General features: G+C 43.2%; 16 protein-coding genes. 15 read left to right on the top strand and 1 reads right to left on the bottom strand.

Going from position 1 to position 26,181, the window contains the following annotated elements:
* Positions 1-44: 44 nt before the first annotated feature.
* Positions 45-1,331 (bottom strand): sugar MFS transporter, encoded by a 1,287-nt coding sequence (locus tag BCU57_RS03105; protein WP_102439786.1) that lies wholly within the window; start codon positions 1,329-1,331, stop codon positions 45-47.
* Positions 1,332-1,614: 283 nt separating this feature from the next.
* Here BCU57_RS03105 and BCU57_RS03100 point away from each other — a divergent pair, with 283 nt between their 5' ends.
* The 15 genes from BCU57_RS03100 to BCU57_RS03030 all read left to right on the top strand — a co-directional run bounded on the left by BCU57_RS03100 (position 1,615) and on the right by BCU57_RS03030 (position 25,886).
* Entirely contained in the window at positions 1,615-2,946 is a 1,332-nt protein-coding gene (locus tag BCU57_RS03100; protein WP_102439785.1) for a GH1 family beta-glucosidase, read from the top strand.
* A 104-nt stretch (positions 2,947-3,050) separates the two neighbouring features.
* Complete coding sequence (locus BCU57_RS03095; RefSeq protein WP_102439784.1) at positions 3,051-4,370, top strand: glycoside-pentoside-hexuronide (GPH):cation symporter; 1,320 nt, start codon at positions 3,051-3,053, stop codon at positions 4,368-4,370.
* Between the two features lie 247 nt (positions 4,371-4,617).
* Positions 4,618-5,622 (top strand): LacI family DNA-binding transcriptional regulator, encoded by a 1,005-nt coding sequence (locus BCU57_RS03090; RefSeq protein ID WP_102439783.1) that lies wholly within the window; start codon positions 4,618-4,620, stop codon positions 5,620-5,622.
* A 716-nt stretch (positions 5,623-6,338) separates the two neighbouring features.
* Positions 6,339-9,362 carry a TonB-dependent receptor gene (locus tag BCU57_RS03085; protein WP_102439782.1) on the top strand — a complete coding sequence of 1,008 codons (3,024 nt, stop codon included), beginning with the start codon at positions 6,339-6,341 and terminating at the stop codon, positions 9,360-9,362.
* A gap of 222 nt (positions 9,363-9,584) precedes the next feature.
* A complete protein-coding gene (locus tag BCU57_RS03080; protein WP_102439781.1) occupies positions 9,585-11,210 on the top strand; it encodes a tryptophan halogenase family protein in 1,626 nt (541 codons plus the stop codon).
* 69 nt (positions 11,211-11,279) lie between these two features.
* Positions 11,280-12,005, top strand: coding sequence for a SapC family protein (locus tag BCU57_RS03075; protein ID WP_102439780.1), 726 nt, complete (start codon positions 11,280-11,282; stop codon positions 12,003-12,005).
* A gap of 145 nt (positions 12,006-12,150) precedes the next feature.
* Complete coding sequence (locus tag BCU57_RS03070) at positions 12,151-13,107, top strand: cupin-like domain-containing protein (protein ID WP_413211445.1); 957 nt, start codon at positions 12,151-12,153, stop codon at positions 13,105-13,107.
* A gap of 82 nt (positions 13,108-13,189) precedes the next feature.
* On the top strand, positions 13,190-14,686 hold the full coding sequence (locus BCU57_RS03065) for a tryptophan halogenase family protein (protein ID WP_102439778.1): 1,497 nt from the start codon (positions 13,190-13,192) through the stop codon (positions 14,684-14,686).
* Between the two features lie 45 nt (positions 14,687-14,731).
* Positions 14,732-15,517, top strand: a complete 786-nt coding sequence (locus BCU57_RS03060; RefSeq protein WP_241900944.1) for a DUF6445 family protein — start codon at positions 14,732-14,734, stop codon at positions 15,515-15,517.
* A 133-nt stretch (positions 15,518-15,650) separates the two neighbouring features.
* Positions 15,651-18,302 (top strand): glycoside hydrolase family 3 C-terminal domain-containing protein, encoded by a 2,652-nt coding sequence (locus BCU57_RS03055; protein WP_241903566.1) that lies wholly within the window; start codon positions 15,651-15,653, stop codon positions 18,300-18,302.
* Between the two features lie 175 nt (positions 18,303-18,477).
* Entirely contained in the window at positions 18,478-19,935 is a 1,458-nt protein-coding gene (gene gmtY / locus BCU57_RS03050) for a gamma-mobile-trio recombinase GmtY (protein WP_102439777.1), read from the top strand.
* Entirely contained in the window at positions 19,935-22,610 is a 2,676-nt protein-coding gene (locus BCU57_RS03045; protein ID WP_102439776.1) for an integrase family protein, read from the top strand. Before gmtY ends, BCU57_RS03045 begins: the two co-directional genes overlap by 1 nt.
* Positions 22,610-23,287 (top strand): gamma-mobile-trio protein GmtX, encoded by a 678-nt coding sequence (gene gmtX / locus BCU57_RS03040; RefSeq protein ID WP_102439775.1) that lies wholly within the window; start codon positions 22,610-22,612, stop codon positions 23,285-23,287. Before BCU57_RS03045 ends, gmtX begins: the two co-directional genes overlap by 1 nt.
* The gene (locus BCU57_RS03035) at positions 23,287-23,724 is read left to right on the top strand and encodes a VPA1267 family protein (protein ID WP_102439774.1); all 438 of its coding nucleotides are present in this window, start codon (positions 23,287-23,289) and stop codon (positions 23,722-23,724) included. The genes gmtX and BCU57_RS03035 overlap by 1 nt, the downstream gene beginning before the upstream one ends.
* Entirely contained in the window at positions 23,721-25,886 is a 2,166-nt protein-coding gene (locus BCU57_RS03030) for an AAA family ATPase (protein ID WP_102439773.1), read from the top strand. Before BCU57_RS03035 ends, BCU57_RS03030 begins: the two co-directional genes overlap by 4 nt.
* Positions 25,887-26,181 lie beyond the last annotated feature (295 nt).

The raw sequence follows: 26,181 nt of genomic DNA, 5'->3' as shown, positions 1-26,181 counted from the left end.
TTTGTTTATGTAAGTTTTTTGATACAAATCATACAGTTCTAAAATCAAACGCTTTGTGGTCGTGTAGCCTTGCTACCCACTAAGCCGTAATAAGCAATAAATGCATAACAAATTAACGGCAATGCAAATGCTAATTGAATGCCTAAGCTGTCAGCCATAATGCCCTGCAGTAATGGCACTATCGCGCCGCCGACAATAGCCAGGCACAACACCCCTGAACCTTGGCTGGTATATTGCTTTAAATCTTGTAGCGCTAAACTAAAGATGGTTGGGAACATAATCGAGTTACATAAGCCCACTAATAATAAGGCCCACATCGCCGTGGTGCCTTCTGCAAACATGGCAACAGCGACTAATATCACGGCACAAGTGGCATTAAAGGCCAGCACTTTGCCGGCTGAGATTTTTTGCATTACCAGTGCGCCAATAAAGCGCCCCACCATTGCGCCGCCAAAATAATAGGCAATGTAGTTAGCCGCTTCAGCTTCAGTAAAGCCGCCAATATCTGGCTGAGTTAAAAAATTAATTAAAAAGCTGCCAATACCCACTTCTGCGCCGACATAAACAAAAATACCCACAGCCCCTAAGACTAAATGAGGATACTTCCAAGCACTGCCGCTACTTGTCCCTGGGGTATTTGTTGGTTTAATCCCTAACACTGGTAATTTTAAAATCATAAAGACAACCGCTAACACACATAAGGCGCCCGCTAACATCAAGTAAGGCACCTGAACGGTGCTGGCATGATGTACTGCTTCAATGGCAGGATCGCTATTGTGAGTTAAGCTACTTAAAATTAACCAACTGCCAAAAAATGGCGCCACTGTGGTACCAAGAGAATTAAAAGCTTGAGTCATGGTTAAACGTGATGATGCGGTTTCAGCAGGACCTAAAGCACTGACATAAGGATTGGCTGCAACCTGTAAAATGGTAATGCCTGACGCTAACACAAAAAATGCGCTTAAAAACATCCAGTAAGATGCATAACTTGCTGAAGGGTAGAACATTAAACAACCAACACAAGCAATAGCTAAGCCGGTAACAATCCCTTTTTGATAACCAATTTTTCCCACCAAATGCCCTGCGGGAATTGAGACAATAAAATAGGCGCCGAAGAAACAAAACTGCACCAACATTGCTTGGGTGTAGTTAAGTTCGAACATATCTTTCAGGTAAGGAATAAGAATATCATTGAGGCAAGTTAAAAAGCCCCACATAAAAAATAATGACGTTAATGCCACCAGCGCAAAACGAAAACTTCCTGTTTGATGAACATTGCCAATATCACTATTGATTGGTTCAGCAACCCCATTTGAAGGTGCACTAGCCATAACATTTCCTCATTTATTGTTATTTATTTTGGGTAAATGACTATCAATTAAATTAACATTTTCATTGATAGGCACACCAAAGATTGTGTAAATCAATTATTGACCTTTTGTTAATTAATCACTAACCTCGATGTAAGCGCTTTCATTTTTAACATACCGATAACGAATGTCAACGATTTTTCGCAGTAAAAATCGGATTTTAAACTGCTAAGCACACTGAGACTCGCACTTTTAAGTCACTCTGACCTAAACACGCGAAAAACTTATTAAGCGAATGAAAAATATGAAAATATCTTTACCATCAAATTCAAAAATGCACACAAAAGAGTTCACTTTTGGGGTGGCAACTGCTTCTTTTCAAATTGAAGGCGCCGCCGATACCCGCCTCCCTTGCATATGGGATACCTTCTGTGCAACTGCCGGTAAAATTCGTGATGGTTCAGACGGGAAACACGCTTGTGAGCATGTGGCATTATTCAAAGATGATGTGCAATTAATCGAATCTTTAGGCGTTGATGCCTACCGATTATCAATTTCTTGGCCACGAGTCATTAAGCAAGATGGTAGCCTCAATCAACAAGGTGTCGACTTTTATATCAACTTAATTGATGAGTTAAATAGCCGCGGTATAAAGGTTTACGCCACCTTGTATCATTGGGACTTACCGCAGCATATTGAAGATCAAGGTGGCTGGCTCAATCGTCAAACCGCATACTTATTTGCAGACTACGCAGATAAAATCACCCAAGCTTTAGGTGACAAAGTCTATTCTTACGCCACCTTAAATGAACCTTTTTGCAGTTCATACTTAGGTTATGAAGTGGGTGTTCATGCCCCAGGGCTTGCCAGCAAAGCATTTGGCCGTCAATCAGCCCATCACTTATTACTGGCCCATGGCTTGGCTTTAAAGGTCATTCAACAAAATTGTCCTAATGCATTAAACGGTATCGTGCTTAATTTCACCCCTTGCTATCCATTAACTGACACTGATGCCGATATAAAAGCCGCTCAAACCGCCGATGATTATTTTAACCAGTGGTATATGAAGCCAATAATGGACGGTGAATACCCTGCAATTATTCATGATTTTGATGATGCAGATAAACCTGACATTCAAGCAGGTGACATGGAGATTATTAAGCAGCCACTGGACTTCTTAGGGATTAACTTTTATACCCGCGCAGTTTATAGCACTTGTGATAAAAATGAATTTGTTCAAGTTGATATGAAAGATGCCCCTAAAACCGATATAGGTTGGGAAATCTACCCAAGTGCATTTACTGACTTACTGACTAGTTTAAATAGTACATATACATTACCGCCTGTTTATATCACTGAAAATGGTGCCGCCATGGACGATAAAATTGTTAATAACCAAGTTGATGATTTAGATCGTCTTGAGTATTACCAAGCTCACTTAAACGCTGTAAATGATGCCATTAACCAAGGCGTTAATGTCGTCGGTTATTTCGCTTGGAGTTTAATGGATAACTTTGAATGGGCTGAAGGCTATTTAAAACGTTTTGGAATCGTGTATGTAGATTATCAAACTCAGCAGCGCACCATTAAAAGAAGTGGCTTAGCTTATCGCGACTTTATCAGTCAACGTCAATAAAGACTGTGGGTTAACTTTGCACCACATCTAAGTTAACTAGAACAATATTTAAAGCCGATAACTAAAAACAGCACAACCATAATAATGACCCGAAAGAGGTTCGCATGATTAGCGTTAAAGAAAAAATAGCCTATGGATTAGGTGATACCGCCAGCAATATTGTGTTTCAGACCGTAATGCTATTTTTAACTTTTTTCTATACTGATATTTTTGGCATTTCACCGGCCTTTGTCGGCACCATGTTCCTAGCAGTTAGGGTAATTGATGCGATTACCGATCCTTTGATGGGCGCCTTAACCGACAGAACCAATACCCGCTGGGGTAAGTTTAGGCCTTACTTACTGTGGTTTGCGCTACCCTTTGGATTAATCAGTGTGCTGGCTTTTACGACACCTGATTTAGCTGAAGAAGGCAAAATGATCTATGCCTTCGTCACTTACACTGCGTTAATGATGGTCTACACCGCCATTAACATTCCCTATTGCGCTTTGGGCGGAGTGTTAACTGCCGATCCTAAAGAGCGTGTGTCAGTACAATCTTATCGTTTTGTTTTTGCCATGCTAGGCGGATTAATGGTGTCAGGATTGACGCTACCATTAGTTGAGTTTTTCGGCCAAGGCGATCAAGCCAAAGGTTATCAGCTGACCATTGCCGCCATGAGTTTTCTTGGCGTGATCATGTTCTTACTGTGTTTTGTCGGCACCAAAGAGCGCTTACATCCTCCGCAAGATCAAAATTCGACGTTTAAAGCAGATTTCAAAAACCTATTAAAAAATGACCAATGGCGCGTGCTTTCTGTGGCAGCAATTTGCTTATTATCTGGCATGGTTTTAAAAACCAGTTTAGCGATTTATTACGTCAAGTATTACCTCAACTTACCAGACATGATCACCTGGTTTATTACTTTAGGCATGATTGGAAATATTTTCGGCTGTATATTGGCGCAACCACTCGCTAAAAGAGTGTGTAAAGTAAAAGCCTATATCACCATTCAACTCATTGCCGCCATTTTATGCGTCGCCGCGTATTTTGTCTCAAGTGAGCAAGTGGAACTCGCCTTTGCGCTTTATATTCTATGGGGCTTTACCTTTAATATGGGTACCCCGCTACTATGGGCCAAAATGGCTGATGCGGTTGATTATGGCCAATTCAAAACTGGGGTAAGAATTACCGGGATGATTTATTCATCGGTTATTTTCTTCATCAAATTAGGGGTGGCAATTGGCGGTGCTGCTGCGGGTTGGTTACTGGCAATGTATGGCTATCAAGCTGATACTGAGTTAACTGAAACCACTAAACAGGGCATTTTAATTTCATTTACCTTATACCCTGCTATTGGCTCAATTATCGTGGCTGTGGTTATGCGCTGGTACACTCTTGATAATCAGGAAGTTGAAAGAGTGCATTTAGCCATCACTAAATAGCTAAATAAGAAGTAGTTAACTAATTAGCTACTTCGAGATATTGAATATCGTTAACTGCTTCTCGATAATGATGAATACAAATATCAATATAAAATCCGTATTGCTGAAGGTTTAAGGCTTTATTGCCACATAAAATAAAGAATTAAGCACTAAGTGAAGGTTTTTTTAGTGATTATGCTAAATAGTTCATGGTAGGCTAATCGCCGCTTAAATGATTATCTAATACGGAAAGCTTAAATAGGGATATATGGCAACAATATATGATGTATCTGTCTTGGCGGGTGTTTCACTTGCGACTGTGTCGCGAGTGATGAATAACAACACCAAAGTCAGCGACAAGACCAAACAAAAAGTATTAAGCGCAATGGAGCAATTGGGTTATCGACCTAACTCTATCGCGCAGTCATTAGCATCTAACCGCTCAAACAGTATTGGGGTGTTAGTGTCTCAATTAGATGGCCCCTATTACGGCCCTATGATGACCGAAATTGAAACAGCCCTCAGAACGGCCAATAAACACGTTATTATTGCCGCTGGTCATAGTGTCGAATCCCAAGAAAAAGAAGGCGTTGAGTTTTTAATGAGTCGCGGTTGTGATGCGTTAATTCTTGATGTTGAAGCTGTAGACGATGACTACCTTATAAAGCTTTGCCAAGGCCCAACGCCCATTGTATTAATTAACCGCTACATTGAAGAAATCAGTGATGCCTGCGTTTACTTAGATAATGAACTGGGTGGCTATTTAGCCACTAAACACATTCTCAGCCATGGACATAAAGCTATTGCTTATATCTCAGGCCCTAAATTTAAACTCGATGCCAAGGACCGCTTGCGTGGCCATCAACGGGCATTAACAGAATTTGATCTCAAGTTTGATGAGCAATTGTGCTTTGAGGGTGACTTTAAAGAGCACAGTGGCAGTTTGGCGATGGAACACTTACTTAGCGTCAATAAACCCTTTACTGCTGTGGTATGTGCCAATGACCAAATGGCCTCTGGTGCTATTGCTGTTTGTCTTGAACGCGGCATGAAGATCCCCCAAGACTTATCTTTTGTGGGTTACGATAATATTCCTTTCCCGCAATATATCTCCCCGAAGCTCACCACGGTTAATAACCCAATCCACGAAATGGGTAAAATGGCGGCATTTTGGGTATTAAAACATGTTTATAATAATACCAGCGCCAATGTAGAAAATACCTTTACTCCTCAGCTGGTGGTTAGAAACTCTGCGACAGCGCCAATCAAATAGATGATAACTAAAGCACAGCATATTAATTGTTATCAGTGGTGATATAGCCACTGATACAACTGGGTTATAACCCTCCTAGTACCCGCACACGCTAATCTTTTAAACCTATAAGTCAGCAATCCTCAATAGTAAGCTCATTAATCGTCAGCCCTATCGCTAATGCTGCCTGCCAAATACCGTTTTTATCGCTGCAATTGCGGCATTTTTTGAGCTTTTTAATTATCAATCTAGATTACTCTTTTTACTCTCTAACAGCCTAATTAACTGATAACCCCCCCCCTAAAGCCAAGCTAAACACTGTTCGCTAAAGCTGCAATTGTACGTTTTTAAGAATCAGCTTCCATTTATGGCAATAAACAGCTCCCCAAGCACATATTTTTACAAATTTATGTAAGCGCTATCACAAAAAATATTTTTATCTAACTATTTTAAAAAAGCAATAGAAACACAATTTACCAGATTAATAACAATAACTTACTGGAAACCCCTAACATTTTCACAAAAAACACGGTTAATGAGATGTAATCTTTATGCTAAATAATGTTGACGCTGTTAACAAATTAATCTAGTTTTATGTAAGCGCTTACATAGTGTTTTACACAAAGCCTTAACCAAGCGCTAACAAAATGATGAATAAAGAACGTTACGAATTAATCGTAACCCGAATAAAAAATCAGAGAGTAGTAGCCTGAATTCGAAGTCGAGGGGAGACTTAGATGAAACCTAGAACATTTAGAAAAACCAGAATTGCCACTAGCTTGTCGGTAGTACTGAGCGCAAGTACCATGATGCCAGCATTTGCAGCAGATGAAGTTGTTGCCGATGAAAACATCGAAGTACTTCAAGTCACGGGTATTCGCGGAAGCTTAATTAAATCAATGGATTTAAAACGCAGCTCTAACGGTGTTGTTGATGCAATTAACGCAGAAGATATTGGTAAGTTCCCGGACAGTAACTTAGCAGAGTCTTTACAACGTATTACTGGTGTATCAATTGACAGACAAAACGGTGAAGGTAGCCGCGTTTCTGTGCGTGGTTTTGGTCCAGACCAAAACTTAGTGATGCTCAATGGCCGTCAAATGCCTGTGACAACCGGTTCTCGTTCATTTGATTTTGCCAACATTGCCTCAGAAGCCATTAGCGCTGTTGAAGTTGAAAAAACTAGCCAAGCTAAAAACTCAACTGGTGGTATGGGCGCAACAATCAATGTTCTAACTCATCGCCCGTTAAGCTCTCCTGGTTTAAAAGCCAGTTTCGGCGTGAAAGCTGTTGATGATACTTCTACTGATGAAGGTTCTATCACGCCAGAACTTTCAGGTATTTACTCAAATACTTTCGCCGATGGTAAATTCGGTATCTCAATTTCAGCCAGTTATCAAGAACGTGAAAGCGGTAATCAGCAAGCCCAAGTGGGTACCGGCTGGCGCAGTTTCCCTGGTATTGTTGACCAAGATTGGGGTGGCAGCAATGCTGAGTGGGGCGGCGTACCAAAAGATGACAATCAAATTAACCGTCCAGGTGAAGGCGATGTTTACTCGGTACCGCAAACCACAGTCTACCGTTTTGAAGAGCAACAACGTGCCCGTACCAACGGTCAGTTAGTATTGCAGTACGAACCAATCGATTCTCTTCGTGCTACGTTAGATTACACTTACATGCAAAACGACATCGATACTCAATCACATGATGTATCGGCATGGTTTAACTTTGTTCCAACGCAAGAAAGTACTTGGTCTGATGGGCCAGTATCTTCGCCATTAGTTTACTCTGAAATCTATCCTGATGGCGGCGCCGATTTATCTATGGCGGCAGGCGATTATGGTACTCGTGATGAAAGTGGTTCAATTGGCTTTAACTTAGAGTGGGATGCAACTGATAACTTATTCTTATCATTGGATTACCATAGCTCTGTGGCAGAACGCTCACCGAACAATAAAAACGGTAGTAGTAGTAACTTAAGTACTGCAGCGTTTATTCGTACTAGTGCGGCAACTGACTTTACTGGTGATGTACCTGTACTTGCTGTCGGCGGCGGTAATCAAGTTCGCCCAGAAGATATGCGCGTAACCGGTTCGGTATTTGGTAATGCTCGTAATAAATCAGAAATTGACCAATTACAAATTAATGGTACTTACATCTTTGAAGAAGCCGGTAGCATTGACTTTGGTATTGCAGCAACTGACGTAAACAACCTTTCGCAATCCGTAAACGTACAACGTAATGACTGGGGCGGCGTTGGCGCTGAAGGGGACTTTGACCCAGCTTGGTTCCCAGCAGGCAGCGTGCAAGATAAATTTGATGGTTCACAAGGTGACTTCTCAGATTATCAAGGTTCAGCATCTATTGACCCACAAGATGTGATTTTCTTATGGGACTTTGAAGCAGTTCGTGCCCGCGCTGCTGAATTATATGGTTCAACTGCAATTGGTGATTGTGGTAATGGTTTCTGCCCATCAACAGATTACGCCAGCGATACTAGCCGCTTTACACAAGAAGAGTCTCAATCAGCTTATATCCAATATAACTACGAAGGCGACATAGGTGACATGCCGTTTGACGTTCACTTTGGTGTCCGTTATGAGCAAACAGATGTTGAATCAAACTCTGCTGTTTCATCATATGATGAAGCAACTTGGATTGCGGAAACTGAGATTGCCCTTGGAAGCAGTGGTTCTGGGAATGACAATCGAGTGACTCAAAACCAAACGGGTGAATATGATTACTTCTTACCCAGCTTTAACTTCAATATTGAAGTGGTAGAAGATGTCATGTTACGTGCTGCGTACAGTGAAACAATTGGTCGCCCTGATTATATCTCGATACAAGGTGGTACCACAGTTGGCACACTTGCAAACCGTGGCGGTGGTAGTGGCTCAGCAGGTAATCCAAGCTTGTTGCCGCTAGAGTCTGAAAATATTGACTTTTCAGCTGAGTGGTACTATGACAATGCCAGTTATGTTTCAGTAGGTTATTTCAGAAAAGATGTGACTAACTTTATTGATAATAACGCTTATAACTCTGACATTTATGAGATTCCAGATCCATCAAATGGGGTATACGTTCAAGAAGCCATTGCTGCAGGGGCAACAACAGCGAATGAACAACGTCAGTGGATTTATGACACTTACGGTGCAACAGATCCAAACGTTACGATAAATCCTGATAATGGCAATATTGAAATTACCGGTAATCCTGGTGACCCAAGTATAAACTTCATTATCACCGCGCCAACAAACACCAATGAAAGCTCTGTGATTGATGGTTGGGAATTTGCAGTACAGCACTTCTTTGGTGAGTCAGGCTTTGGTTTACAAGCTAACTACACCTTAGTTAATGCCGGTGATGATTATGATAATACTAACTTAGGTCGCCCTGACAGTGTCTCTCGTGCAGCTGATGCGCCACAAAAGGTATTAACTAATATCAGTGATACTGCCAACATTGTTGCTATGTATGAAGACTATGGTTTCTCAGCGCGTTTAGCGTGGAACTGGCGTGATGAGTTCTTAAACTCTATCGGCAATGATACTGGTGCTAACCCCACTTATACTGAAGAATACTCACAACTTGATTTTAATATCGGTTATGACATTGCGGCAGTAGAAGGCTTAACCGTGTTCTTCGAAGGTCTTAATATTACCAACGAAAACACCCGTACCCATGGTCGTTCGTACACAGAAGTACTTAACTACACCCAAACTGGGGCACGTTATAGCTTAGGTGCGCGTTACACATTCTAATGTGTATGTAAATCTATCAAAAAGTAAGGTCGTTTGAGGTGACCCCATGGTCACCTCTTTTTTTAAGCTACATCCATTAGCAACAAGGACGTTGCACTTTTTTATCAAACTACTGAATACAGATTTCACTAACTATCCCTTGTAAGTGACTGAAAATTATTCGATGCTGTTTAAGTTAACAACTAAGCCTTAAAGATATTAATAAAAACAATAGGCCCTTTTATGGAACAAGCGATAAATCATATAGTCATTGTCGGTGGCGGCACTGCAGGTTGGATTACAGCAGGTATTCTGGCTGCTGAACATAATGCTGATAATGGCAAACTATCGCCCTCTCCCAAGCTCAACATTACCCTTGTAGAATCCCCTGATGTTGCCACGATTGGCGTTGGCGAAGGCACTTGGCCTTCAATGCGCACCACCTTAAAAAAAATCGGTATCAGTGAAACAGAATTTTTAATCAGTTGCGATGCCAGCTTCAAGCAAGGTTCACGGTTTATTAATTGGACCCATTCGCTGACTGAAAACCACAGCAATAACCCAAGCAATAGTCCAAGCAATAGTCCAAGCAATAAAAGCAGCGATCATTACCTACACCCGTTTAGCCTGCCGATGGGCACTAACGAAATTGATTTATGCCCCTATTGGTTACCCCACCGTGACCAAGTCAGCTTTGCTGATGCTATCGGTCAGCAAAACCAACTGAGTCAGCTATTTTTAGCGCCTAAGCAAATCACCACTGCTGAGTATCAATTTCAAAATAATTACGGTTACCATTTAAACGCCGGTAAATTTAGTCAACTGCTACAAAAGCATTGCACTGAAAAACTCGGCGTCAGCCATTTACGCGATCACGTCACGGCTATTCATAAAAAAGACAACGGCGACATTGGCTATTTAGCCACTAAACACTCAGGTGAAATTGCAGCTGACTTATTTGTTGATTGCACTGGGGTGAAATCATTACTTTTGGGCGAGCAACTTGAAGTGCCATTCATTTGCCAAAAGGCAGTGTTATTTAATGACTCAGCCCTAGCGGTACAAGTCCCCTACCCTGAGCCTGAAACAGATATCGCTTCATGTACCCATTCAACCGCGCAAACTAATGGCTGGATTTGGGATATCGGCTTACCCACACGCCGCGGTGTTGGACATGTGTACTCGTCGAGTCATACAACGCAAGCTGAGGCGGAGCAACAACTGATCGATTATCTAAAACCGACCGCGGGGTTAGATGTTGATAATCTAAACATTAGAGCGCTTTCCATCGCCCCAGGTCATAGGCAGGTGTGCTGGAAAAACAACTGTATGGCTATTGGTATGGCTTCAGGCTTTATTGAGCCCTTAGAGGCATCGGCATTAGCCTTAGTTGAATGGAGCGCTAATACCCTTGCGCAGCAACTCCCTGCTAACCGTCATGTGATGGATATTGTATCGGCTAGAGTGAATAAGCGTTTTCAGCAACATTGGCAACAAATTATCGAGTTTTTGAAATTGCATTATGTGCTGAGTAAACGCAGTGACAGTGACTATTGGCATGATCATCGTGAATCATCCACCATTCCTGATAGCTTGCAAGAGCAGTTACAACTATGGCAGACCCAGCCTCCAAGCCGTCATGACATTCAACATACTGATGTGCTGTTTCCGGCTGCGAGCTTTCAATTTGTGCTTTACGGAATGGGCTTTGAAACACAAATGCCAAACCAATTAAAACCTTCTTTACAAAATAGAGCTCAGCAATTATTTGCCGACAATATCAAACGTACCCAAGGTTTAAAGCAAGTATTACCGAGTAATCGAGAATTACTTAATAAAATCCAACAATATGGGTTATCTCGTATTTAGCACCCAACCCATTGATAAATTATAACGACAACATAAACAGCAATGACTGTACTTGATTAGGATGTCAGCATGAACAAACCAGTATTACTCAATAGCGTCGACCACAAAGATTTGAAAATCATCACTGAGCGCTCAGCAAAGTACGGTGATAATTTATGGTACACGGTGACTTTCCCGTTAGAATTTCGCAGTGTGCAGGCTAATTATCCGATCTTTTTTCAAAAAGACAGCCAAACGGGTCAATTCTATTCGGTGGCGTTATTTGGCTTCCAACACAAAGAAAACCTGTTCTTACAAGATGGTAAATGGAATGCATCATATATCCCACTAACCGTGCGTCGTCAGCCATTTCTAATTGGTCAACAAAAAGTGACTGAAGATGGCGTTGAGCAGGTGCAACGAGTGATCCACCTCGACCCTAACCACCCTCGGATCAATGAAACTGAAGGCGAAGCCTTATTTTTCCCTTATGGTGGTAATACCCCCTATTTAGATGAAGTAGGCGATATGCTTGAGGCGATTCACCATGGTTTAAGTGACAGTAAACAGTTCATCGATACCTTAATCAAATTAGAATTACTGGAGTCTTTCACCCTAGATGTGCAATTAGATAATGGTGAAAAACATCAAATGATTGGTTTTTATACCATTAATGAAGACACCTTAGCGGGGTTATCAGCAGAAGTGCTTGGCGAGTTGCATCAACATGGCTATCTCAATGCCATCTATATGGCGCTGGCATCACAATCTAATATCAGACAATTACTTAATTTCAAAAATGCCCAAAACAGCTAAATCTCATTAAATTGGATTTACAACAAAAATTAAGTTCTTGATAGGATGTAAGGTAATGAGCATGGCACTAAATCAGACAGCAAAGCAGACGGTAAAAGTCATAGATGATTGTCCATTAGAAGATATTCAAGCTGTGATTGAGGCAATGAATATTGAAAACACCGTTCAGCCCGTTATCTTTAAAGGTGCTTGCCGCCATTGGCCGCTGGTTCAGGCAGGTTTAGATTCTGCTAAATCAGCCGCTGACTACCTGTTGTCTTTTTATCAAGAAACGCCGGTTACTGCCTATTATGTTGTGCCTGAACATAAAGGCAGAGTTTTTTATAATGAGCAGGTTAATGGCTTTAATTACCAAGCCAGCCAACTCAACTTAAGACAAGTGATTGATAAGTTATTTGCCCACCAAGATGATCAATTGCCGCCAAGTATTTATATGGGCTCCACCGAGATAAACCATTTTTTGCCCGGACTTGCGGCTGAAAATAGCGTTAATATCGACCCCATAAAACCACTCACCAGTGTCTGGCTCGGTAATCAATCTCGCATCGCTGCCCACTTTGATTTTCCACAAAACCTCGCTTGTAATGTTGTCGGAAAACGCACCTTTACTCTTTTCCCGCCAGAACAAGTGGCCAATTTATATATTGGCCCGATGGAGTTTGCCCCCGGCGGACAAGAAATTAGCATGGTGGACTTCGATAATCCTGACTTTGAGCGTTTCCCTAAATTTACCCACGCATTAGCGGCCTCCCAAACAGCTGAATTAGAAGCTGGTGACGTACTCTATGTCCCAAGTATGTGGTGGCACCATGTGGCAGGTAATGAAGCCTTTAATGTGCTTATTACCCACTGGTGGCGTGACAGTCCAGGTTATTTAGGTAGACCCAATAATGCCCTAGCCTTGGCGATGCTGAGTTTACGCTCATTACCAAAAGCGCAGCGCCAAGCATGGAAAGCCATGTTTGAGCATTATGTTTTTGACCATGATGACGACGATGTAGCGCACATCCCTAAAGAGGCTCAAGGGATGCAAACCAAACCGCTAGATGAGCTCAATGCACGTAAATTAAGAGCTGATTTAATCAATAAATTAAAACGCTAACCGCTTTTGCCAAGCAACTTATTTTAGCAAATACGTCTTTAATATCATTATATTACAAGCAAATACAGTTTAAGGAATGCCAATGAACATACCAAATAAACCCATTAAAAAGGTCGTCATCGCCGGTGGCGGCACCGCAGGTTGGATGACAGCTGCGGCATTAACTAAGTTATTAGGTAAAAACCTTGAAGTAGTATTAGTTGAGTCTGATGAAATCGGTACTGTGGGTGTCGGTGAAGCAACCATCCCAACACTGCATATTTTTCATCGCTTATTAGGCATTAAAGAACAAGATGTCATGGCGGCCACCAATGCTACCTTTAAACTGGGCATTTCTTTTGAAAACTGGCATGACGTCGGCAAAGATTATATTCACTCATTTGGTTTTTTAGGCAAAGATTGCTGGGCTTGTGGCTTTCAACATTTTTGGCTTAAGGGTCAGCAACGTGGGCTAGTCAGTGAAATTGGTGATTATTGCACCGAACATTTGGCCGCCCGCGAAGGTCGATTTGCCGTGTTACCTAATCAAGATTACAACCATGCCTATCATATGGATGCCAGCTTATACGCCAAGTTCTTGCGGGTTATTGCAGAGCAGCACGGTATTAAGCGTATTGAAGGCAAAATATCAGCGGTACAGCAGCACCATGATAATGGCCATATCAGCGCGTTAACACTGATGTCAGGTGAAGTGATTGAAGGTGACTTATTTATTGATTGTACCGGCTTTAAGGCCTTATTAATCGAGCAAACCCTTAATGCAGGTTTTGATGACTGGAGCCATTGGTTACCTTGTGATAGCGCCATTGCGGTGCAAACAAAAACCACCAGCAAGCCCATTCCCTATACTCGTTCAATTGCCCGAGAATCCGGCTGGCAGTGGCGCATCCCGCTACAAAGCCGCACTGGCAACGGTATTGTGTTTTGCAGTAAATACATCAGTGATGATGAAGCTAAAGCCACCTTAATGGAAAACATTGAAGGTGAACCATTAACTGAACCACGAGTGATAAAGTTCCGCACCGGTAGTCGCCGTAAAACCTGGGATAAAAACTGTGTCGCTATTGGTCTTTCTTCTGGCTTTTTAGAGCCTCTAGAGTCCACCAGCATTCATTTAATTCAGCGCGGTATTGTACGTTTACTGCAAATGTTCCCCTCACAAGGCATTGTTGAAGAAGATATCAATGAGTTTAACCAACAGACTCGCACAGAAACCGAGAATATTCGTGACTTCATTATCTTGCATTATAAAGTCACTGACAGAGTCGATACACGTTTTTGGCGTCATTGTAAGAGCATGGACGTACCTGCCTCATTGCAACATCGTATCGATATGTTTGATGCTTCAGGTAAAGTCTACAAACACGGTAATGAGTTATTTGGTGAAAGCTCTTGGATACAAGTAATGATGGGCCAAGGTCTAGCGCCGAAACAATATCACCCGATTGTGGATATGATGGAAGATGCAGAACTTGAAAGCTTCTTAGGCAATATCAAAGCAAAAGTGAAACACAAAGTGGCTAATTTGCCTGATCATTATGAGTTTGTGCAGCATTACTGCAAATCAAAAATGCTTTAACTCATTCTAATCGCTTGATAGGTATAGATAACGGATCCGCATATTATGGTCGATGTAACATCAGCAGCACCTAAGTCAGATAAACATATGCCAGATAAACATAAGCCGGCTGGCAGCAATAACTTAAATGCTATGGTGCTGGTCAAAAAGCCCATCAAGCCGCAAGTGGTTTATATCGGTGAGTTAAAAACACCGGTGATTGTGATTGATGACTTTACTGCTGATGTATCTGAGCTTCAGGCCTGTGCCAGTCAAATCGATTTCAATCTCGATATGGGGTCTTACTACCCTGGTGTGCGGGCAAAATTACCTAAAGACTATGTTATTGAAGTGCTTAATCATATATTCCAGCTAATTTATGATGTGTACAAGGTGCCAACCAATTTACGAATTAAGCCTCAAGCGACCTATTTTTCGTTAATTAACCGTCAGCCAGAAAGCTTAACCACCTTGCAGCGGATCCCCCACTTTGATACCCCTGCGCCCTACTATTTTGCCATTTTACAATATTTGAACGACCAGCCCCACGGCGCCACAGCGTTTTTTAAACATAAACCCAGTGGTTTTGAACGTATTACTCAGCAAAACATGCAGCAATATTTTAATGCTGCCGAGCCCTATTTACAGCAAATAGCCCCTAAACCTGCCAAGTATTTTGTTGAAAGTAACGCCTATTATCAGCAACATCATCAAATTGAATACAAGCAACACCGTTTGGTGATTTACCCCGGTAACCTATTACACTCGACCTTGGTAAACCTTGATACTGACATTGACAGTAATCCTGATACTGGTCGGCTAACCGCCAATATTTTTATCAATATTGAATAATATCTACAGTAATTATCCGCCAAGTCAGTGATTGAACAAGCCGTATGCCTTAATACCTAACAAACTAACATTGTACAAACGAGTACATGACTAAAACATTAATAGCAAAAGCCAATCCAGCAAGGAGCCTGTGATGACACCGAAAACACCAACAGCTATGAAAGGGCTTACAAAAAAGGTTCAGCTAGCGTTAACACTTACTGCGGCTGCAACAAGCCTTATCAGTGTTTCAACAAATGTTGTTGCATCTTCGGTGAATGCCTCATCACAGTCTCAAGCTTCATCACAAACTCATGCCTTATCGGTTTTATCAATAAGTGAACAACGTCGCTTACAACATCGTTTGTCCAATGTAGAAGCTGAAATTGAGCGCCTTTTACCGCAGCTTACTTTAGAAGAAAAAGTTTCACTGGTGCACGCTGGCGGTAAATTTCATATCCCTGCTATTGAGCGATTAAATATTCATGAAATGTGGATGTCAGATGGCCCCCATGGCGTTCGTTACGAGATTGACAGAAACTCATGGGCGCCTGCCGGCTGGACCAATGACTACTCAACTTATTTGCCGCCACTCACTGCAGTAGCCGCAAGTTGGGATCTTAAAATGGCCAGTTTGCATGGGAATGTACTAGGTGCTGAGGCGCGCCACCGTAATAAAGACCTTATTCTCGGCCCAGGCGTTAACCTTGCACGCCTGCCATTGTATGGTCGCAACTTTGAGTACATGGGTGAAGACCCATACTTGGCTGCTACATTAGTCGTGCCAACCGTTAAAGCCATTCAAGCTAATGATGTCGGTGCAACTGTTAAGCATTATGCGTTAAACACCCAAGAGTTAAACCGCACAGGCGTTAACGCCATACCCGATGAGCGTACCTTACGAGAAGTGTATTTACCGGCATTTGAAGCCGCAGTAAAGCTCGCTAATGTGCACGCGATTATGGGCGCATATAATGAATTTCGTGGTACTAATGCTAATCAAAGTAAGCATCTCATTAAAACCATTTTAAAAGGTGAATGGGGCTACGAAGGCGTGCTTCTCACCGATTGGAATGTTGATATCAATACCTATGACGCCGCCATGAATGGCCTTGATATCGAAATGGGTACTGACGTAGCCAGTTACGATGAATACTTTTTAGCAAAGCCGCTATTAGAGATGATCAAAGCGGGCAAAGTGCCTGAGGCTGAATTAGACGATAAGGTTCGCCGTATTCTAAGAGTTCAGCTCAGTATCGGTATGATGGATAAACAACGTTTATCAGGCGAGCGCAATACCCAGGCCCATCGTGATGATGCAAGAACCATTGCCACCAACGGTGTTGTCCTATTAAAGAATGATAATCGCGTATTGCCACTGGATAGCAACAAGGTAACAAACATTCTGGTTTTAGGCCCTAATGCCGATAAGCGTCATGGTTTCGGTGGCGGCTCATCAGAAGTCAAAGCCCTATATGAAATAAGCCCACTTGATGGTCTTAAAGCTAAGTTTGAGCAAGCAGGAAGCAAGGTAAAGATTGAACATATGCGCCCTACCAGTAGTCAATTTATGCCCATTCCCAATGATTACCTCACCACACGACATTGGACTGGCACGCCGTCATGGCAGATTAATTACTTTACCGATACCAAGATGGAGCAATTAAGCAGTGAATCATGGATTGCAGACCCACAGTTTGATTCCAAGGGCAAAGCGCAAATCATCGAAATCAAAGCTAACATTAAGCCAATGGAAACGGGCAACCATACCTTAAAGATTAAAGGTAGCGGCACAGTATCGTTAACCATTAATGATAACCGCTTAGTCAGCAGTACTCAGGTCACTGATGCAAAAGTGTTAAGCCAAGATATCAAGCTAACCGCAGATGAAACCTATGCATTTAGCCTAACTTATCAAGGTGATGAAACCGTCACTTTAGGCTGGGAAACACCTAACAACTTATATAACACAGAAAAAGAATATCTCGCCGCAGCGAAAAACGCTGATGCAGTAGTTTATTTTGGTGGTTTGAGCCATGCAGATGATCGTGAATCTATTGATCGCCCTGATATGAAGCTGCCAGGTCAACAGGATGAAATTATCGCTAAGCTATTAACAGCTAACCCAAATACCGTGGTATTTATAATTGGTGGCTCAGCGGTAGAAATGCCATGGACAGATGATGCCAATGCTGTGTTATGGGGCTGGTATGGCGGTATGGAAGCTGGACATGCTTACGCTGATATCCTATTTGGTGATGAAAACCCAAGTGGAAAGATGCCGATAACATTACCGAAAAAACTCGCTGATACTGCGCCAATTGCCCTAAATGATTATAACGAAAAGGAATCACGTTATAGCGAAGGTGTATTTATTGGTTATCGCTGGTTCGAGCAACAAAATATCACCCCACAATTTCCTTTTGGCCACGGTCTATCCTATAGCGATTTCACCTACTCAGACATTCAACTTTCAACTGATAATATCAAAGCTGATGACACGATTACTGTTACTGCAACAATAACCAATAGCAGTAACATCGCTGGCGCTGAAGTGACTCAGTTATATTTGCATGATCTTAACGCCAGTGTCCCGCGACCTGCCAAAGAGTTAAAAGGCTTTAATAAAGTGTGGCTCAAAGCCGGTGAAAGCAAACAAGTGAGTTTCAACTTAACCACACGAGACTTATCTTTTTGGGATGTAAAATCCAATGATTGGCTCGCTGAAACCGGTGAATTTGAAGTGATGATTGGCGCGTCTGTCGCTGATATAAAGTTGCGTAAAAAGTTTACCTACACGCAGTAGCAAGCTGAATTAAATAACGACAACTGATAGATATAAAGGGTGAGCAAATAGTTATATATAGTAACTTAAAGAGTGTATATTGTGTATTAAGGCAGAAAATCTGCCTTTTTCTTGCTCGATACACAGCATAGGACTATAGTGTATTATATGTTTAATATGTACACGGAAGGTTAGTTTGTCATCAGTAAAAGTTAGAGCAACGATTGTAGAGGACAATACGGGCATCAAAAGCCAACTGCCTATCTTGCTAACTGAGCAAGGAGAGTTAAGTACGGTCACAGACTACCTACTCAAGCTAGAGGCAGACGGTGTGAGTAACTCCGTCATGAATGGGTTTATTCAAGCGGTGTCCTTGTTGCTGGATTATATGGAAGCAAATAGAGGATTGTTTGACGATCCGAAGTTGCTCTTTCAGACCTTTTCTAAGCGGTTGTATACAGGAACGATTGGTGAGGATGGACTTGACCCATCAGGTTTGTATTGGGTGCCAAGTTCAACCAGTAACGTGAATAAGCATATTCATCGATTGACGGCATTTACAGATTGGTTGGCAAACAAGCACGGCACTGCGTCCATGAATCCCTTGCGTAATGCTACCCCGCATGAGCAGCGATTGAATTACGCTGCATGGTATCGCAAAAACCAAAACGATTTCCTTGGTCATATCGAAGATAAGACTGTGAACAAAACCATCCGTAAGGCGCGAACCATTAAAGGACGCACGCCGCTCACCAAAACCGAAGATGACGCCATCGCCTTTCCTGAAAAGCATTGGGAAGATTTTTATATAAATGGCATCGGTGGCGCGAGCGACCCACGAGTGGCACTCAGGGACAAGTTAATACTCCTTCTCATGCACGGTGGCGGGTTACGCGAAAGTGAAGTTTTAGCGCTTTGGGTGACAGACGTGTTTGAAGATCCCTATGAGCCAGATAGTGCTATCGTTCGAATTTACAACGAAATAGATGGCAAAGCCCCTGATGGTTGGCGAAGTCGTTCTGGTACACCAAACAGAGAAGCATATCTAAAGGAGCAATATGCTCGCATCCCTCGCCAGCGCATGAAAGGCACAGCTCATCTTGGTTGGAAGAACCGTGTGGTTGACCACAAAGACAACTACATACAGGTTCAATGGTTTCCAACTGACTATGGCAAAGTGTTTATGTCACTTTGGAAAAACTACCAAAAGTACCGAGCCAGCATCGACTGTCATCACCCTTATGCGTTTATTTCGTTTCATCATAGCGCTATCGGCAACCCTTACACCATCAACGCCTTCCATGATAACTACGCCAACGGCTTGAAGCGCATTGGTTTAGAGCCGAGCAAGGCAGAAGGCTTAGATCCACATGGGCATCGACATAATTACGGCAGACGATTAGAACGTTCAGGATTGAACCCGTTGGTAATTCGACGCTGTATGCACCATAAGTCCCTAGACTCACAAATCCCCTACACAGGCAAAGGCCAGCAGGAAATCTCTGATGAACTGACCCAAGCGACGTTGCAACTGGCAAACCCTGAATCCAAAGTCAAAGCGCTCGACTGGAAAGCACTCGTTGAGCATGGGTTTGATGACGTCGACCCGCAGGGGTACTTCACAGGAAAACATCCAAAATTGAGAGGTAAGTAATGGCGACAAAAGGCAAAAAATATGACGGACGTTCATCGGATTCATCCTTCTCTTGGATGCTCACCACACTTGGTGCTGAGTGGCAACAATGGCAGGAGTTGGCAGCCGAGTGGATGGCCGCACAAACCACATCGATTGACCCTAAACTATGGTCGCTGACACGCTTTTTTGAGTCTTATATTGCTAAATGTGCACCTTATGCAATTAGTAATCTAGATTTATTTTTCAATGGTTATGAAGGACATTTATGTTCTAGTGAAGAGCTGGAGAGACTGGGTAAAAATACGCTCAATGACCCAAATAAAATCCAAGCGAGTGTAAATATTCCTGCTGACTTCATCGATTTTGTTATTGAACATCATTGTTCTGTCGAGGATGATAATGGCAACCTAGTACCTGCGTTTCAAAACCCACTCAGTAAAATTAAAAGACAAGTTTTACATAGTGAAACCGTCCGTAATCCTTTGCCGTATCGTTACATTCAGGACTTACGCCAAATCCTTTGTCCGTTGCCTGATAAAACTGAACTCACCGTCATTGAGCAAAATCTCAAAGACGATGAATCCTTGCTTCCAGCTTTTCACTATCGCCACTTCAAGCACTGGACATGGGCGCAGCAGCGAACAGGACAAGGAACTTCTGGCGGTGACTGGTTTGAAGTCGAGCCAGAGCTGATTGATGGGTCCGACCCTGATTGTGTGTGGCGCACCAAAGAGGTGACTCGCCATACTAAAGGAGAGGGGAAGAAGAAAATCACCGTCCATCAAATCTGGTCGCCTGTCAAAGCGATGGTGATTTTCATGAAACTCCACCTGCCGCTTCGTACCTATCAGGTGCGAATACTCGATAGTGGCGAAGCCGATACGTGGCGTTATGAAAACGGTCAATGGGTAGTGAACACCCAACATGACTTCGCACTTGGCAGCGAAAAGCGCCCGTTCGGCAAAGGCATCTTCCGCCGTATTCACGACACCATGACTGGGCTGTATTCTACAGGCTTGTATATCAACACCAATAAGACTGCGGATCAAAACAAAGATGAGCTAGAGCGTGGTTATATCATCCCTTGGCAAAACGAGGAAGTGCTGTACTGGCTTGAGAAACTGCGTAACTGGCAAGAAAAATACAACCCGATTACAAAACCTACCGATTGCACCACACTGCTGAGAAAACACACGGGTAATAAAAAGTCGAACAAACAGCTAGAAAGCATGGCCGAGATTGCCTTTCTGTTTCGTGATGCTTCAGCAAAGGGTGAAGATAAACACAAGCCAATTAATTACACCGCAACAGATTCTTTTTGGTATCAACTCTTATTGGCGCTGGAAAACCAACTCGCAGAGCAAGGCAATACCTTGGATAACGGTGAGCGTTTGAAACTGGTTGTGGATTACCCTGAAGGTACTCTAGAAGGTTCTAAATTTGCCACACTTTTTCCCCTACACAGCTTACGAGTCTCACTCATCACGGCGTATACAATGGATACGCAACTACCATTGCCTGTCATTTCTAAGCTATTGGCGGGTCATACGCGCCTGTTGATGACCATCTATTACAACAAAATCACTCCATCCGTCATGGCAGAAAAAATGGATGAAGCACATGATGCGCTGGATGCAAAATCCAAACAATCTGTACGGAACTTCCTCAAAGATGCCTCGATGGAGCAAATTCAATGCAAGATGGTGTATAACAACGAAGATAGCGTTCAGGCGGCATTGGTTAACCGTAATCCGATAGGCTGGGAAGAACGCTCGTGTGGGATGTGTCTGGTTGGTGGCAACACCGTGAAATCGGATGAAGTCAGTACCCTTGGTGGCTGCTGGAACGGTGGTGAGGTGATTAGAGATGCAAAAGTCGCTCAACGTCGCGTCTACGCCAGTGTGCCGCACGGCTCTGAAAACTGTATCCGCTGCCGTTGGTTTATTACCGAGGCTCGTTACCTGCCTGCGCTTAATGCCCACTTCAATCAACTGAGCTACAAAGCACATCAGGCCGCTAACCTATCGGTGGAAATTGAAGGTGAGCTGGAAGCCCTAAAAGACGAACAATTCTTCTGTGAAGAGCAAGGCAAGCCGTTTATCAAGCACGATGAGCTGCAAACTCTACAGCGCCGCTGGGAAAAGCAACAAGTCGAGGCAAGTGAATATGCCGAAGACTGGGTAGCGTGTTTTGAGCTGATTCAGAAAATCATTCGCGTCGAAGAAGCCAGGAATGAGGATGACGCCAAAGATAAGCTGATTGCGGTTGGCTCTGAACAAGATGTCAGCCATGCCTTGAAATTTATCGAAACCGACTCTGAATTACTGCACTTATCGCTGCTTTGTGATGACGCGGAGTTTTACCCTGATTTACAGGACGAACTGCGTAAAACCCCTGTTATTCAAAAGCGCTCGATGCAACTCAGTCGTGTGCTGATGAAAAAAGGCTTTGAGCCGATTTTTATGGAAATGGACGACAAACAACAGCTCATCGCCGCCAATGCTATGCTGCGCCAAATGGCGAAAATTGCTGACCCTGACGACAAGCTCGAAGGTTACCGCAAAGTGGCTAACTATATTGAAGCAGGTGAATACCTGACTGATAACAAACTGTTCTCTCAGGGTATTCATGCACTGACTGATAAAGCCATTAATCTAAATGGCATTGCACTACCGAACTTATTGGAGGACTAATGGAACTCGATATTGATGTCATTCTGGCTGACTTAAAAGAAGGCAAAGTACCTCGCACCCAGCAAAACCTCGATAAGCTCAACGACACGCTGAAAGCCTATGCAGAATCAGGTCAGCGTGACTTCTCCATTACGCAAATTGGGCGGGTGTCTGTCGAAAATGGCGGGGTGGCGTATGAGGCGTTGCGTGCTACCCGTAACAAGCACTACCGAACACTCATCGAAGCATGGGCGGCAAAGTACAATACCAATACCAAAAAACCGTTATCCAACACCTCACGGTCTAAATCCATCCCTGCGGATAATAAACTGTTAGAGCGCATCCCAGACCCTGCGGTACGCGCCTTGTTTGGTCAAATTATTGCGGAGCGTAACCGTTACCGCAAAGAGGTTAATTTGCTCAAGCAACACGCCAATATTACCATCGACAAACGCCCTGTGCGCCAGTTTGACACCACCGCAGAGCCAAGTGTTGAAGTGCTGCCATCCCTATCAGGCGTACTCACCGAATCAGAGAAAAAAGCCTTAGCGTATGCAATTTCTGATGAATGTATGGAAAAGAACGACTGGCAAACTACTCAGGCGGGTCAGGTAAAAGACATGGAATACAATAGCGAAGTATTCCCTAGAGGCTTTGTCACAGGGCTTCGTAAGCTATTGGGTGAGGTAGATGACTAATGGCAAGTGGGCAGCAGAAAGCGCAACAAAACCTTGAGGCATTTGAGGTCTGGAAAGCCACACAGATGGACGATGACTTTAAACAAATCGTGTTCAGAGGTCAGCTTAATCGCATTGAAGTGGCAAAGGGTATTGGTTGTGGCAAATCGGCGTTAAACCAAAATCCAGCCCTCAAGAAAGCACTCAAAGCCTTAGAAGATGAGCTGCGCGGTAAAGGTGTCCTGCCACCGTTGACCGACGCTGCCAAGAAGAATGAGGGCAAACCTCAAGCCTACGACAACACAGCAAATCGAAAGCTTCTCGATTCAAAGCGGGTGTCATCATTAGAAGCTGAGAATATTGAATTGAAAGCCAAGGTCAAGGAGCTTGAAAAGCAACTTGAACGCTTTGGTGAGCTATCTGAAACCTTATCCGAAATGGGGTTGATGCCACGATGAATACCGCTTTGCATGAAGACCAAATGCGTGTCACCAGTATCCCTTATCACTCGACCAAGATGGTGATATTCAGCGGTGTGCCGCTGGCGAAAGACTCTTACAAAACCAATAGTGGGAAGTATTACGTCACCATCAAAGCCGACCCCGATAGCATCCCTGTACTTCCAACGCTGGGTCAGCATTGGTCAGTCAGAGGTGCTCGACAGATAGAAAATATGGAGATGGGTGATTATGTAATGCAGCAGCACACGTATGAATCACCCAAGCATATTGAATGCACTTTACCCGAAACAGGTGAGCAACTGATACGATTTATCGCCAGAGAAAGTGACTTCAAGGGTATTGGCGAAAGCAAAGCTAGAGCGCTCTGGCAGCTCTTGGGTAAAGATTTCCATGCCACACTGAGAAATGACACCCCAGAGTCCAGAAAGCGTCTGACATCGATTTTGAGTGAAGATTCAGTGGAAGCACTCTTTAAGGGGTACGCCAAATATAAAAATCTGGCTCATTGCAACTGGATGAGCGAGTACAACATCCCTGCCAGTGTGCAGCAACGACTACTCAAGCATCACGGTGAAGCCTCCATCGATGTTATCAAGGATAATCCTTATGCTTTAATGGGCTTTGGTCTTTCGTTCAGTGCCATTGAAGACATTATCAAGTTAACGGATTTTAAGAGCGATGTTGCGAAGGATGACCCAAGAAGGCTCAGCGCTGCTCTGGAAATGGCGATTCGCAAGGAGATTGAAAAAGGTCACACCTATACCACTCATGCCAATGTGCGCCCTTACCTCAACAAACTATTGAAAGACAAAGCACTGGTCACTCAGGCGTTCCAATCAGGTCATGATAAAGCTCAGTACATTTTAAACCCCGACACAGGAACCTACCATCCAACGGCGCAACTTCTGATGGAAAGTGTCGTTGCCAAACGGCTAAATATACTGATTAAGCGGAATGACTTGTTTGATGAAAACGCCAATGCTGCGTATTGCTCTGCGGTTGCGGAGCTTCCCTACGAATTAACCCCTAAACAAATCGAAGCCGTAACAACGTGTCTGGATAATTCGGTAAGCTGTATTACGGGCGGTGCAGGAACAGGCAAGACAACGGTACTCAGAACGGCTCTCAGGGCTTACCATCAACTTGGATTTGAAATACACGCCGTTGCGCTCAGCGGTCGTGCTGCAATGAGACTTCATGAGTCCATCGGTTTTGTTACCTCAACTATTGCCAAATTGCTGCGTGAAGACCCCATAGAACCCAGTGTCGAGAAAACAAATCACCTACTGGTGATTGATGAGGCAAGTATGATTGACTTGCCAACCATGTATCGTCTTGTGAATCACATTCACCCCTCTGTACGATTGATATTCACTGGCGACCCCGATCAACTTCCACCCATCGGCTGCGGCAAGGTGTTGGCAGACATCGTTGAAGCAAAAACGGTGGCGAATACGATGCTAGATATCGTTAAGAGACAGGAAGGTTCAACGGGTATCCCCGAATACTCAAAGCTCATTAATCAAGGTGTGACGCCTGAGCAATTAAGTACAGGTGCAATACACTTTCACGAAACCAGTAAAACAGACATTGCCAAAGTCTGTTGTGAGCTTTACCAACAGTGTCCTGAAAACAGTCGCGTCATGGCTCCAACCAAGGCACTCGTATCAGAAATCAATAAGCTCACTCAACAAGCCGTTAACCCAGATAGCACTAGCCTTGAGTTCGAAATCAATGGTGATAAGTTCTTTTTGCCAATTCGCATGAATGATGCGGTGTTATTCACTCAGAACCATTATGGCAAAGGCATTCAGAACGGCTCACTTGGCACACTAACTAACGCCAAACCTTCTGGGGATAGTTACGGTGAAGTGACGCTAGATACAGGTGAAAAGGTTGAGATAACACAATCCGTTCTCGACTGCATGGAGTTGGGTTACGCAATCACCCTACATAAAGCTCAAGGGTCACAGTTTCCACGCATCATCATCGCTCTGCAAAACGGAAGAATAGTAGATAGAGCATGGCTCTATACGGCAATCACGAGAGCTGAAAGTGAAATCCATATCGTTGGTAGTAGTGATGACATGAAGCAGATCACCGAGGCACCTAGTCACTCTCATAAGCGGAATAGTTACCTAAAAGAACTATTGAGTTAGCAATTTCAAACTCGTTTATGCCCCAAAACGTGTTTGAAATGGATATCTCTCGAGGTTTAGTCATTTGTATTTACCCTCAATAATCTAATATCACCTTCAATAGAGTGGCCAAATTCGCTATACCACTACACTTTTTCTAATCGATTATGACCGCCTTACTTGTCGTCCAAATGACTGGTTGCCTATACAGGTATAACTGATTTTCTCCAAATTGAGGTAATTCTGGCGCCAAAGGATGCGTAAAATGAGCTTTTTACGCATCGATAATTTTGTAACATTCGAGAAAACCCATACA

The organism is Shewanella sp. 10N.286.48.B5 (assembly GCF_002874355.2).
GTDB lineage: Bacteria > Pseudomonadota > Gammaproteobacteria > Enterobacterales > Shewanellaceae > Shewanella.
The sequence above is the reverse complement of the archived record's forward strand: the minus strand, read 5'-3'. Positions and strand labels throughout refer to the sequence as shown.